The 12,961-nt window shown below is 50.5% G+C and carries 13 protein-coding genes and 1 pseudogene; 9 read left to right on the top strand and 5 right to left on the bottom strand.

What is annotated here, in order from left to right:
- Positions 1-181: 181 nt before the first annotated feature.
- Together KNP64_RS12370 and KNP64_RS12375 are read right to left on the bottom strand one after the other, a co-directional pair.
- Positions 182-1,627 (bottom strand): DEAD/DEAH box helicase, encoded by a 1,446-nt coding sequence (locus tag KNP64_RS12370; RefSeq protein WP_214793746.1) that lies wholly within the window; start codon positions 1,625-1,627, stop codon positions 182-184.
- Positions 1,628-1,815: 188 nt separating this feature from the next.
- Positions 1,816-2,544 (bottom strand): annotated as a pseudogene (locus KNP64_RS12375) (aminoglycoside 6-adenylyltransferase); the annotation flags it as partial.
- Between the two features lie 600 nt (positions 2,545-3,144).
- Between KNP64_RS12375 and KNP64_RS12380 the strand changes: the two are divergent.
- Together KNP64_RS12380 and KNP64_RS12385 are read left to right on the top strand one after the other, a co-directional pair.
- Positions 3,145-3,411 carry a CD3324 family protein gene (locus KNP64_RS12380; RefSeq protein WP_128123832.1) on the top strand — a complete coding sequence of 89 codons (267 nt, stop codon included), beginning with the start codon at positions 3,145-3,147 and terminating at the stop codon, positions 3,409-3,411.
- Between the two features lie 131 nt (positions 3,412-3,542).
- Positions 3,543-4,196: a FusB/FusC family EF-G-binding protein gene (locus KNP64_RS12385; protein ID WP_214793743.1), complete on the top strand. Its 654-nt coding sequence runs from the start codon at positions 3,543-3,545 to the stop codon at positions 4,194-4,196.
- Positions 4,197-4,274: 78 nt separating this feature from the next.
- Here KNP64_RS12385 and KNP64_RS12390 read toward each other — a convergent pair whose 3' ends face one another.
- Positions 4,275-4,718, bottom strand: coding sequence for a hypothetical protein (locus KNP64_RS12390; RefSeq protein ID WP_214793740.1), 444 nt, complete (start codon positions 4,716-4,718; stop codon positions 4,275-4,277).
- A 283-nt stretch (positions 4,719-5,001) separates the two neighbouring features.
- Between KNP64_RS12390 and KNP64_RS12395 the strand changes: the two genes are divergently transcribed.
- The 3 genes from KNP64_RS12395 to KNP64_RS12405 are packed head-to-tail and all read left to right on the top strand — an operon-like array spanning position 5,002 to position 6,596.
- A complete protein-coding gene (locus tag KNP64_RS12395; RefSeq protein ID WP_128123835.1) occupies positions 5,002-5,496 on the top strand; it encodes an LURP-one-related/scramblase family protein in 495 nt (164 codons plus the stop codon).
- Positions 5,497-5,509: 13 nt separating this feature from the next.
- Positions 5,510-6,040: an NUDIX hydrolase gene (locus KNP64_RS12400; RefSeq protein WP_214789333.1), complete on the top strand. Its 531-nt coding sequence runs from the start codon at positions 5,510-5,512 to the stop codon at positions 6,038-6,040.
- On the top strand, positions 6,024-6,596 hold the full coding sequence (locus KNP64_RS12405) for a DUF1349 domain-containing protein (RefSeq protein WP_138860215.1): 573 nt from the start codon (positions 6,024-6,026) through the stop codon (positions 6,594-6,596). Before KNP64_RS12400 ends, KNP64_RS12405 begins: the two co-directional genes overlap by 17 nt.
- 149 nt (positions 6,597-6,745) lie before the next feature.
- Here KNP64_RS12405 and mprF read toward each other — a convergent pair whose 3' ends face one another.
- On the bottom strand, positions 6,746-9,244 hold the full coding sequence (gene mprF / locus KNP64_RS12410) for a bifunctional lysylphosphatidylglycerol flippase/synthetase MprF (RefSeq protein ID WP_214793737.1): 2,499 nt from the start codon (positions 9,242-9,244) through the stop codon (positions 6,746-6,748).
- Between the two features lie 195 nt (positions 9,245-9,439).
- Here mprF and KNP64_RS12415 point away from each other — a divergent pair, with 195 nt between their 5' ends.
- The 4 genes from KNP64_RS12415 to KNP64_RS12430 all read left to right on the top strand — a co-directional run bounded on the left by KNP64_RS12415 (position 9,440) and on the right by KNP64_RS12430 (position 12,335).
- Positions 9,440-10,027 (top strand): bifunctional transcriptional activator/DNA repair enzyme AdaA, encoded by a 588-nt coding sequence (locus KNP64_RS12415; RefSeq protein ID WP_214793734.1) that lies wholly within the window; start codon positions 9,440-9,442, stop codon positions 10,025-10,027.
- Positions 9,984-10,883: a DNA-3-methyladenine glycosylase family protein gene (locus tag KNP64_RS12420; protein ID WP_214793731.1), complete on the top strand. Its 900-nt coding sequence runs from the start codon at positions 9,984-9,986 to the stop codon at positions 10,881-10,883. Before KNP64_RS12415 ends, KNP64_RS12420 begins: the two co-directional genes overlap by 44 nt.
- Positions 10,870-11,382, top strand: coding sequence for a methylated-DNA--[protein]-cysteine S-methyltransferase (locus tag KNP64_RS12425; RefSeq protein ID WP_214764145.1), 513 nt, complete (start codon positions 10,870-10,872; stop codon positions 11,380-11,382). The genes KNP64_RS12420 and KNP64_RS12425 overlap by 14 nt, the downstream gene beginning before the upstream one ends.
- 89 nt (positions 11,383-11,471) lie before the next feature.
- Positions 11,472-12,335 (top strand): DegV family protein, encoded by an 864-nt coding sequence (locus tag KNP64_RS12430; RefSeq protein WP_214793728.1) that lies wholly within the window; start codon positions 11,472-11,474, stop codon positions 12,333-12,335.
- 46 nt (positions 12,336-12,381) lie between these two features.
- On the opposite strand, the gene KNP64_RS12435 is transcribed toward KNP64_RS12430, so the two are convergent.
- Positions 12,382-12,933, bottom strand: coding sequence for a histidine phosphatase family protein (locus KNP64_RS12435; RefSeq protein WP_214793725.1), 552 nt, complete (start codon positions 12,931-12,933; stop codon positions 12,382-12,384).
- Between the last annotated feature and the right edge of the window lie 28 nt (positions 12,934-12,961).

Consider the following 12,961-nt stretch of genomic DNA (forward strand, 5'->3'; position numbering starts at 1 on the left):
GAAGGGAAAATTGACTTTCACCATTTAGGAAAATAAGCTCAGGCTCAATGCCTGAGCTATTTTTATGACAATCAGGTGAGAAAGGTTGAATTTATGACGTGTAATCGTAAAGCGTTTTCGGAAATGCTGATTAAACATAAATAAGGTCCGGAGAGATCATCCTCTCCGAAACCTCGCTTGTTTACTTATGGGCTTTACTAACTTTTAGCTTTTTGCCTTTGATCGGTGTGGATTCCATCGCTTGGAGGACGAGTGAGCCTTTACCGTTCAAAATGTCAACATACGTCATTTGATCGTTGATTGTGATGATTCCGATATCGTCTGCTGTCACGCCAGGAATTTTTGCAATCGTCCCGACGAAGTCGACGGCGCGGAGTTTTTTCTTCTTCCCGCCGCTAAAGTGAAGTTTCATGATGTCTTGGTTGATGCGGGCCGTCTTGTTGTTGCGAACGACGCGTCGTCCGCTCAACTTCTCTTCGAACGCAGCTTGGTTGCGCGCGACTTGCGCTGCGTTCGGCGCATCCATCTCTGGGATATCGAATTTGATGAATGCCTCAATGGCGCGAATGAACTTGCCTTCATGAGGGGTTGCGAGCGTGATTGCCTTCCCAGCGTTTCCGGCACGGCCGGTGCGGCCGGTCCGGTGCACGTAACTCTCTTTTTCCATCGGTACGTCATAGTTGATGACGAGGTTGACGTTATCGACGTCAATCCCACGTGCTGCGACATCGGTCGAGACGAGATAACGGAAGTTACCCATCTTGAAGCCTTCCATGACGGCGAAGCGGTCTTCTTGCTCTAGGCCACCGTGGAGTCGTTCGCACGAGTAACCGGCTTGGTCGAGCTCGGTATACACCGTGTCGACATGTTCTTTCGTCCGGCAGAAAATGAGGCAGCTGTCCGGGTTCTCGACGACCGTCACATCTTTCAGCACGGCGAGCTTGTCTTCACGGCGGACTTCAATCAAACCATGTTCAATCGTCGATGCGGTGACCCCACTCGATTCGATGGCGACACGGATTGGTTCGTTCATATGCTTTTGGCATAAACGTTCGATATCGTTCGGGAACGTCGCCGAGAATACCATCGTCACGCGATCGCGCGGCAATTCTTGAAGAATCGCCTCGACGTCAGCGAGGAAGCCACGGTTCAACATCTCGTCGGCCTCGTCGATCACCAAGTAATCGATTTTATCGAGGACGAGCGTCTCCCGTTCGATATGGTCCATGACGCGTCCCGGTGTCCCGACGACGACGTGCGTCTTCTGCTTCAATTCTTCACGTTGCTTCGAGAACGGTTCTTTCCCGTAAACGGCAGTCGCCTTGATGCGTTTGAAACGACCGATGTTCGTCATATCCTCACGGACTTGGACGGCGAGTTCGCGCGTCGGTGTGAGAATCAAGACTTGCGGCTTGTTCTCTTCCCATTCGATGAGTTCCGTGACCGGGATGCCGAACGCTGCGGTCTTCCCGCTGCCGGTTTGGGCTTTGACGACCAAGTCTTGACGCTCGAGTGCGAGCGGGATGACTTTCTGTTGGACTTCAGTCGGTGATTCGTATTTCATGATGCCGAGCGCGCGCTGGATGTCTTCGCTTAGGCGATAGTCTGAAAAGCGTGGTTGATTCATAGGTTTACCTCTTTTTCGTGTAAGAAACTTCTATTCGAGAAATTTTCATTAGCAATTTGGATTACGCTTCATTATACACGAAAGCAACCCATTCGTCGTTCATCCCAATAATCGTTTGAATGTAAAGCGGGACAAGTCGAAAGGACGTTCCATATTTAACAACTGTTCTACAAAGACGCTTTTGATTGTCATTCTTCATAAAGCAACCGCTGCATAGACGGTTCAAGTTTAAACTGTGGATGGTCTTCCAAGCAGGCTGAGAATAAAGTGTGAATCGATTGTTTGGCACGTTGGATGGATATCGGGTCGATTGAATTAGGATATGTCTGTAAATAATCCTCGATGAACGAACGGTTCAATGTGTGATAAGCCTTGAATTGATGCGCTTTTCGTCCCTCTTTCAATGTCTGGGCTGTCAACGTCAACTCACGCAACGTCTCAAGCATCTTCAAAGCATAAATGAGATTGTTTCGCTTCAACTCTTTCTCCAGTGCTAGCGAGGCATAGATAAACTCAAAGGGAACATCACTGGTCTCGTATCGAATCGGGCTCTCAACAAAACGCTCATGTTCAATCTCCATGTGTTGGAGGAGTTGCCCGTCCCGATCGACCACGACGTTCCAAAGTGGAGAACGGACCGGGAGTAGTTCGAGTGGGGCGATAGAGATGTTAAACTCCAAGCGATTCTCGAGTAGGACAATCAGCAAAAAGATGTCCGGTCCGAACTGCTTTTCTTTAACGAAAGTAGGGGATAATCGGAGAAAGTAGTCGGTTAAATTCTGCTTGATTGATTGGGGGTCAACATCAGGGCGGGCAGCCACCATTAAATCGATATCGGAATAGCGGTCCTGATATCCTGCGGCACCGGAGCCGAGCTGAACAACCCCTTGAACGCGTGTGTCAGTTTGTAAGTGATTAAGAACGTGTTGGAACTGTAGTCTCTTTCAACTGTACTGTACATAGAATGACCTCAATTTCGTAGATGATAAATCCTTATTCTACCAATCAAAGGCGAATCCTTTTAATTTATAAAAGGATGGAATAAAGGTATACATAACTAGTGAGCGTATAAGCCAACTTTAAACTATAAATTCAGAGACGAATCATCAGAACAGTATGTTAAGGGGCCAGTCATAAAAAGACTGGTGGCTAGTTGTCGATTGTCCAGATACAAAATCGTTTGGCGACAACGCCGGTGAAGTGCTCACAGACAGTTCTTGCACACATGATGATTCGTTAAGTGTGAAAATAGGTGATGACTTTATGTCGACCTACTTTTGTATCAAAAGTAACGAGTTATTTTGTATAATGGAATAGACATCTTGTGATTTGAAAGGGGGCGCATATACGTGGAAAATCGTTTAAGATTTTCTAAGTCTTCAATCACTCATGCAAAGCCAGTTGTCACAAAGGCGATCGTTTGCATGGGGCAGAATGTATAAGTTGATCGCTATATAATTTTTACAACAATGGCTTTGCTTCCTTATTGTCGAAATTTTTATAAGGAGCGAGCAGATATGAAGTACGTAAATGCGCAACACATTCTTCCAGAGAAATTGCTTCAAGAGGTTCAACGATACGTCCAAGGGGAAACACTTTATGTGCCCCGGACAGTTCAAGAAAAGAAGCGTTGGGGAACGGTCAGTGGCGGGAAAAAGCTACTTGAAAAGCGTAACGAAGCGATTCGGATATCCTTTGCGAAAGGGACCGGGGTCGATCAATTGGCGGATGAATACCATTTGTCTGTCAGTACAATTCGCAAAATCATCTACACTTCAAAATAATTAGCGGCACAACGCATGTTTGCGATTGTGCCGTTTTTTATATAAAACAGTTCTAACTTAAAGTAGGTACATGTTTGTAGTGCAAAATCCTTTACACTAAAAGAAGTCAGGATTGGAAAGGATGACTGAACATGCTAGAGCGTTTTATTGAAAACCACCAATTTAATTACATTCGAGAACAAGTAGAAATCATTCGAGATAGTCGAAAGAAAAGTTTACCGGTCTCCGTGTTACAAGCTGTCATTGATTTGGCCAATGCCAAAATTTCATATCTATTTCCAGAAGCGACGCCATCTCAGCTCGCAATGATCGACGTGTCAACCTTACAAACAGATGAATCATATGACATGTTTATAGATGGATTAAGACCCCATGTCCGGTCGTTTCCACACGTTTCGGAACAACAAGTGAAAAAACTGTTTCCAAAACAGAAAAAGCTGAAACTTCCAGACGTAGCGGATCTCAATGTGAATCGGATGTCCTATATGAGTTGGAATGACTTGCGTTCTAATCGAAAATATATCCTTTGTGAGAAGGAAGATCATCAGCTGATTGGGATTGAGTGTAAGCCAAGCCCGAATTCGAAGAAAAACATTTGTGCCTTCTGTAATCAGTTGGCAGAAGTCTCATATTGTGTGACTATCACGAAAGCAAAACAAGCCAAAAATTCTGACTATTATAAAGCGATTGGGACATATATCTGTACAGATAGTGTCACGTGCAACGAAAAAATGACAAATCTTAACGGCTTAATGACGTTCGTCGAAACAGCTTTGACAGAGTGAGTAAAAGATCGACTGTGCGTCGATCTTTTTTGCATGGAGCTTAATAGATCGCTAGCTATGCTAATGCTTAGTTCTCTATTAGTATGCCTGAAGCGATTTGACGGCATAACGTAGCTGGTCGATCTCCTCGTTTTTCCATCCGTTTCGGTCTGCGGCGTTAATTAACTGCCGGCTCGTTTTGATGAATGCCTTTGTTAATTCCACAAGTGTTACCGTTCCCATGATTGTTTGGGGACGATCCTCTTCTATCAATGTGAGCTCAACTTCTGTGCCGGTCACTTTTTTAGCAGCTATTTGAATTGGACCGTCCATGAATTGGAATGAGTAGGTTTCCTGCAACGGGGCGAATAAGAGGGCGCGGCCATTGTCAATCCACCATGTCAACACGATAGCAACGAAATCTGACCAGCCTTGTCCCGGGAAATAACCATGAAAATCGATGACGAAAGTGATGTTCCCAACGATTTGATTCGAGTACGTTAATGAATGTACATCAAGTTCGATTGAAATATGATGTGGCACACTCGTTCCTCCTTTATGACCACTCACAACAATAAAGGCGGGTTCGTCGTAGGTGACCGTCTTTCAGATATTGTGGCAGCGAAAACAAACGGTCTCACTGCAATCGGGTGTCGCTTTGATTTTTCTTAAGAAGAGGAGTTACACCAAGCGGACTACATCGTTAATGAGTTGACAGACATTCTAGAACTCCTTAGTCCACCTCACGTTGCGTGTTGAAAGATTCTGAATCGATTTCGGGTATGGTTTCGTATATAAGGTACCACATACAATCGGAGGGATGACGATGAACACGCTCTACATGAAACAAAAGGTTTTCAGCCTACGTGGCCGGTTCAGTATCAAAGATGCAGATGAGAACGATCTTTATTTTGTAGAAGGTAGTTTTATGAAGTTACCGAAGTCGTTCACGATTTCTGACAAGAATGGATACGAGATTACGACGATTACGAAAAAGACATTCAGCTTTTTGCCGACATTTTACGTCGATGTCGAGGGGGAGGAGACGTTAACGATTTCAAAAGAGTTCACGTTCTTCAAGCCGCGCTACACAATTGATGCAGCCGGGATTGAAGTCGATGGCAACTGGTGGGATATGAACTTCGAAGTACGCCAAAACGGACATGTCATCGGTAGTGTCCAAAAGAAGTGGCTAACGTGGGGCGATACGTACGAAATTCGAGTAGTCGATGATACGATGGAACACTTACTCATCTCAATCGTCGTCGCCATCGACTGCGTCAAAGCAGATCAAGCGGCATCTTCGAGCGCCGCGACGTAAAGGGGATGGAACGATGGAGTTTTGGGATGTGTATGATGTAGACCGCAAGAAAACAGGGCGAACGTGGCAACGAGGGATACGCCTTCCTCAAGATGATTATCATCTCGTCATCCACGTTTGCATTTTCAACAAGGATGGACAGATGTTGATTCAGCAGCGCCAACCGTTCAAAGACGGTTGGGCGAACATGTGGGACATCACCGTCGGCGGTGGCGCCACGGTCGGCGATACGAGTCAACAAGCGGCGATGCGCGAGCTTGAAGAAGAGATCGGGCTGAAACTTGATTTATCTAACACACGGCCCCATTTGACGGTCAACTTTGACGAAGGGTTCGATGATATCTATCTCGTCGAAGCAGAAGTTGACCTCGATGAGTTGACGCTCCAACCATCAGAAGTGCAAGCCGTGCAATGGGCGGATGAGGCGACGATTCTTGATATGATCAGGTCAGGGAAATTTATTCCGTATCACGAACCGATGATTCCGTTGCTGTTCGCGATGCGAGGACAATGGGGAGGTATCAATCATGTGGAAGTCATATAAGTGGATCAATGAACCAGACGAAGTGAGTCTCGGTGAAAGCTTGACGTTCCAGACAGCACCCGACACCGACTTTTGGCGGAACACCCATTACGGGTTCAACCGGATGACGGCCCACGCTTTGGTGACGGATGTGGCGTCTAAGCGGTTCACATGTCGCGCGACGATTGAGATGGATCCGAGCCATACATATGACCAGGCCGGCATCCTGTTATACGTTAACGACGAGCATTGGCTTAAGACGTCCGTCGAATATATTCCGGACGGACCGTCACACCTTGGGGCCGTCGTCACGTCCTTTGGCTACTCGGATTGGTCGACACGTGATTTCCCGAACGACGCCATCCGTGAACCGTTGACGTTTGAACTCGGCTACACCGATGGCGATGTTGAGGTGTTCTTCGAATACGAGGGGGGTACGCGTGAACAGTTGCGAATCGCTCACCTCCATGACGTCTCGACGTTACGCATCGGACCGTACGCCTGTAGTCCGGATCCGAAGGCGTCAGGATTCAACGTCACAATTTCAGATTGGACAGTTACGGAAGCATCGACTTGATATAAGGTCGGTGCTACCATATTCGTTAAAAGAAGAGTTGAACACAGAAATGCATCTTATTAAAGAGAATGTATCAGTTTTAGATGCCCGACATTTCACTCATGACGTAACACGAAAGAGCGCCTCGCGTGTGAGACGCTCTTTCGTGTTTAAAGCTCTCGTTTCCGGCTAATCAACCGTGCCGTCCGAAGCAAAGAAGGTAGTAGCTTCCGACGCTTTCGAATGGCCAAATATCGAGCTTCCCACGTCGGTTTGAACTTATGTTTGAACTGACGAAGCCCGCTGAACGGGTAGATATAACTGATGTTTTCGAAAATATCGGCTGCAATCCGTTCCGGCCAGTACGCGAACGTGTGCTCACCGACCGATGCGAGTGGCGCCATGCCAAGACCGACGTAGGCGTAGTCGTTGGCTCGTGCCCACTCGATTACATGGAGAATCAGCACCTCAATCGAGCCGGGCAGAGCATCATTCTTAGAGCGCATTAAATCGATGGAGACGGTATCACTGCCGCGGAGCAACGTGATGAAGGCGACGACTTGTCCCGTGTCATCACGTAGGAGAGCAACCGGATAATGGGTCAAAGCCTGTTCGTTGAAAAAGCCGAGCGAGAATCCTTTCTCGCTTCGATTTCCGAGCCAGTCGTCCGAGATGAAGCGCAGTGACTTGATCAAGTCGGACGATGGATGCATGACGATGTCAGCCGTATAGTCTCGCTTCGTGAATTGGTTATAAAGCGAGCGCATGTTGGCGCGTTTTTTACCGATGAGCGAGAACGTGGCGACATCGACCGTCGCTTCTTCGCCAAGCTTGAAAAACGTGAAACCGGCATCGTGCAGACGTGGCATCCAGTCTGGCGTGACTTGATAAAAGAGTGGGATATAACCGAGCCGGTCCGTCTCTTCGATAAAGGTGAGCAACAGGTGTGACGCGGCGTCGCGCGCGCCTTGCACATCTCCGAGGACGATAGCGTGATTGCCGGACACGGCGAACAACAGACACGCCTCGTCGTCTGAACCATAATAAATCGATTTATCCTTCATATAAGCTAAATCGAAAGCACTTGTTGTCGCATGCATAGCTTGAAACGACGCGAAGCGGGACGGTTCGAAGGATGTACCAAGTTGCGGGCGTTTCAATCGGTTGAACAGCGTGAAGATACTAATCAACACTAGTCCGGATAAGACAACGGCGGCGATGCTCAATCCGGCAGCTGCGTCCGGGTAAAAGAAGATCGTGTCCGTCTGACTGAACGATTGCAGCAGGAACGCGTGTGTGCCGACATAAAGGCCGACATAGGCGACGTTGCGCACGAAACGGCTGACAGTCACGATGGAGCGATAGCGTTTGTGCTGGGTCCGGGTCAACCAAACGAACAAGGCGAACCCGCCGACGACGAACGCTTCAAACAGATTGAAGCCGCGCGCGATGACACCGATGCCGGCGACGACACAGGCGACCCCGACGAGCCAGAGCACACGTTTCGTCCGGATGTACATCCCGAACGTGGTCAGGAGTGTCAACAGACCGGCCGTGAACAGCGCGAGCGTACCGACCCACTGTACCCAGAGGGCGGTCGAATAGAGCGGTGACACACTCGGTAACAGCGTCTGGAACCAAAGGACGAGGCTCGTCATCAATGCGATCAGGCTTCCGGCGAGCCGTCCGGTCTTGACGAGTGTGCGCGACACGATGCGCCAGACGACGGTCCCGATCTCATAGGACGACCCGATGATCGGTTTATACTCGATCTGTTTGACGACCTGGTCTCCGAAGACGAGGGCCGCCAAAAACAGGCTGATCATGAATGGGACGATGAAATAGACGAAGCGATAGACGATCAAGGAAGATAAGACGATCTCTTGGTCGATGCCGAGCTGGGTCATCCCGACGAGGTATAATAAATCAAACGAACCGACACCACCCGGGACGAGCGAGACGACCCCGACGATGGTCGCGACGATGAAGACACCCATCATGGCCGGGAGCGACGCTTCGCCCCCGAGTAAATGCAGGGCATACAAGGCGACGAGTCCGGCCGTTACCCATTCGGCGAGTGACGTCGCGATATAGCCGACCAAGGTCGGCCAATCCAAGTTCGACCGCTTCCGCGTCACATAGATGTAGAGCGGCAGGACGGCGAGTGTCGCGAGGAGCACTGGCCAAATCCATTGTTTCGTTGCGGTGAGCGCACCGGCCGGGAAGAGCCCGAGCAGCACCCCTGCGGCAAGTAGCGACAAGCCGCTGATGAGTGTCGGGGTCATCCAGCCGATGGCCCGGAGCAATCGTTTCGTGTCCGTATACGGTCGATACAGCGACGTTCGGAGCGCGATGCCGATGACGCCGCCGAACCCGATCATGCCGTTCATCGCGTTCGTGATCCATGCCGCGCGAAGCAGCTTCGAGAGCGGGATATGGACGTCGAGCGAGCGCAGTAAAAAGTAATCGTAGCCGGTCATCGTCAAAACGGCAACGAGCCCGAGTCCGATCAAGGCGATTTGTTCAAAGCCCGTCAACGCCTCTAACGTTTGAAACGCCGCGGCGAGCGACAGGTTTTGGAGCTCCTGGCCGCTCTGATAAAGAATCAATCCAATCAATAGGAATGGAAGCAACCATTTCAGTTGTTTCCAGGAAAATCGCTTTTGCATCGTATGTACTCCTTCTGACTTGATTAGCTAAAGTGTACTCAATCGAGTCGCGTAATCATAGTACGAGTCAAAGGGGGAGACGGATTCAAAATCAATGAGATTCTTGAATCGCGGGAATGTAGACTGTAAGGGCAAGAAACAGGACGAGTGAACGAAAATCAATCTGATACATTGGAACAAAGGGGGTGGACTGAGATGCTGACGTTTGAAGAGAAGTGGGAGAAAGTGCTCGCCTGTGACGCGGCGTATGACGGACAGTTTTATACCGCGGTCAAGACGACCGGGATTTACTGTCGGCCCTCGTGCCGCTCGCGGAAGCCGAAGCGGGAGAATGTCGATTTTTATGAGACGAAAGCGGAAGCGGAGTCGTCCGGCTTTCGGCCGTGTAAGCGATGTCAGCCCGAGGTCGACCGTAGTCCGGCGAGCGCGCTCGTCCATGACGTGACGGCGTTCGTGCTCACGCATTACAAACGGCCGCTCAAGCTTGAGGAGATTGCCGAGCACGTCAACTTGAGCCCGTTCTATGTCGAGCGGACGTTCACCCAAGCGACGGGCGAGACGCCGCGCCGTCTGCTCGAAAAGGTTCGCATCGACAAGGCGACCCATCTGTTGCGGACGACGGACATGAGCAATCTCGCCATCTGTTATGAGGTCGGCTTTCAAACCCCGTCCAACTTTTATCGCGTTTTCCGACGTCTCAAGGGATGTTCACCGAGCATGTATCGAAAGGGGGGAGCCGATGAGTCGCTCATCGTTCGAGATTCACGTCACCGCTCCGTTTGATTTTCAACAATGTCTGCAATTTTTGCGACGCTCTGACGATGAAGTGATGCATGTCGCCCGTGAAACGTCCGTCTCAAAGCTGTTCGATGTGGACGGACGATTGCTGCTAGGGGATATCATGGAGACGGCTCACGGCCTCGTCATCACGTTCCGGGAAGACGACATCACGAGCTCGGAACAGAAACACGTGGAGCGCTACGTCCGCGACTGGTTCGACCTCGACCAAGACGTCGCGGCGTTCGTGCGGATGGCCGAGACGGATGAACTGTTGCGTCCGCTCGTCCGAGAGTACGAGGGGCTACGCCTGATCGGGTTCCCGGACTTGTTCGAGGCGCTCACGTGGGCCGTCATCGGTCAACAGATCACACTCTCGTTCGCCTATACGCTGAAACGACGGTTCGTCGAGCAGTATGGACCATCCCGGGAAGTGGACGGCGTGACGTACTGGGCGTTCCCAAATCCTGAGACGATTGCGCTGCTCGACCCGAGTGAACTGAGACAGCTCCAATTCAGCACCCGGAAAGCAGAATATATCATCGGCATCGCCCAGGAGATGACGGACGGACGATTGTCGAAACAGCAGTTACGCAGCGAGCCACCCGACGTGATGCATGAACGGTTGTTAAGCTTACGCGGTGTCGGGGAGTGGACGGCCGCGTATGTCCGGATGAAGTGTTTCCAAGATCCGACGGCGTTCCCGGTTGCGGACGCTGGTCTGCATCAGGCGTTGAAGCATCATCTTGGGCGAAGCGACAAGTTGACGGCAGACGAAGTGAGGCAGTACGGGGAACGCTTTGCCGGGTGGGAGGCGTACGCCACATTCTATCTATGGAGGTCGTTGTATGGAGACGTATAGACTGGACTATGTGAGTCCGATTGGAATTCTAGAGATTGTCGGGACAGAGACGGCCATCCGTTCCATCCTGTTCGTTGAACGCGATGATGTCCGCTTTGAAGCGGAGGAGATGACGCCGGACGTGTTGAAGACGTGCTACCGAGAAATCGAGGAGTACTTCAACGGACGTCGCCAATCGTTCACGTTCCCGTTTGAAGTCGAGGGGACGGTGTTTCAACAGGACGTGTGGCAGGCGCTGGTCATGGTTCCATACGCCGAGACGACCTCGTATCGCGAACTGGCCGTGACACTCGGCCGGGACCGCGCCGTGCGGGCCGTCGGCAGTGCCAACGGGCGCAACCGGTTGAGCATCGTCATCCCGTGCCATCGTGTCATCGGATCGAATGGGACGTTGACGGGCTATGCGGGCGGACTGTGGCGAAAGGAATGGTTGCTTCGACACGAGCAAACCAACGCATATTCAGGCCTGGCAAAAAAACTTCTACCCCTCCATATCTGATACAATGGAGAAGTCCTATCGTGACGTCTGAATCGACGTAGTGGTCTAGGACGATTCTCGTCACTCAGGAGCGATTTTTGGAGGGTACTATGATTAGATTATTGGCAGATTCAACTTGTGATTTATCCGATGAGATTTTAGCAAAATACGAGATTGGCGTCGCGCCGCTCATCATTACGATTGACAACAAGTCGTATGAGGACCGTGTCGACATCCAGCCCGATGCGTTTTACGGAATGTTGGAAGCGCTACCGGAATTCCCGACGACGGGGATGCCGAGCCCAGCGACATTTATGAAGCTGATGGAAGAGCCCGTCGAGAGCGGACATGACGAGATTCTTTGCATTTGTATGTCGAGCGGGACGAGCGGGTCGTATCAATCGGCCGTGCTCGGAAAAGAATATTTCGAAGAGGCACATCCTGATTCGACGGTGAAAATTCATATCGTCGACTCTCGTTCGATGAGCCACGGCAGCGGCTGGTTGTTAATGAAGAGCGGCCAGATGCGTGAAGCCGGGGCGACGTTCGAGGAGCTCGTTGACTTCAACGAGAAGTATAAGCTGAAAGTGAAGCACTTCTTGTCGGTCGACGACTTGGACCATTTGATTAAAAGCGGCCGCATCTCGAATGCTAGCGCCATCATCGGCAAGCTGTTGATGGTCAAACCGATCATGAGCATGAAGAATGGCAAAGGGGCCATTGTCGCCAAAGAGCGCGGAACTCGTAAAGTGCTCAAGCACTATACGGACGAGTTCATCAAACGTTGCGACAAAGACATTACCAACTTTGTCATCATCGGCTATACGTCCGATCAAAAGATTGCCGAGAACTTGAAGGCGAAGATTCAAGCCGAATCCGACTTTGACGGCGAGATTTACCTCATGCAGATGGGCGTCTCGGTCGGGACGCATGTCGGTCTTGGTGCCATCTCAATGTTTTTTGTGGAAAAATAAAACGAAAGCCGTCTCATTCATGAGACGGCTTTTTCTGTGGATAACGTTATCCACAGGCAGGGACGGTCCAGACGCGTGTCACGGACCAAGAGTTATCCACAATTTCTAGGCGGTAGATATCGGGATTGCTGAGATTGCGCCACGTGTCGAAGTCATAGCGGTTATCCACATGTTGAAGAAGCAACGCGAGCAGGTTTCCGTGCGTCACGAGGACGGTCGTGCCGTTTACGTCGTCAAGTGGCTCGATGACGCTCAAAATCCGGTCCGTCGCATCTTGACCTGACTCGGCACCTGGCACACGGAACGAGGCATCGGTGAACGAATGACGGAGCAACTCGAACCAATCGTCGCGCGGTTCGAGCGAGAGGATACGCTCGCGCAACTTCGGCTCCGTCTCGATGGTCAGCTGTTTGGACGTGGCGAGTGGTGCAATCGAGGCGATGGCTCGCGTATAGTCGCTCGAGATGATGCGGTCGACGGGAATGTCTCGAAAGAAGTCAGCGAGGGCGAGTGCTTGTTGTTTGCCGGCTTTAGTGAGTGGGGCGTCCGGCTCTTGGCCAGTCGCCGAGCAATGACGGATGAGATAGAACGCAGACATAAAGTTCCTCCTTGATCATTTTTATGCA

The sequence above is a fragment of the Exiguobacterium sp. s64 genome (assembly GCF_018618035.1).
Classification (GTDB): Bacteria; Bacillota; Bacilli; order Exiguobacteriales; family Exiguobacteriaceae; genus Exiguobacterium; species Exiguobacterium mexicanum_A.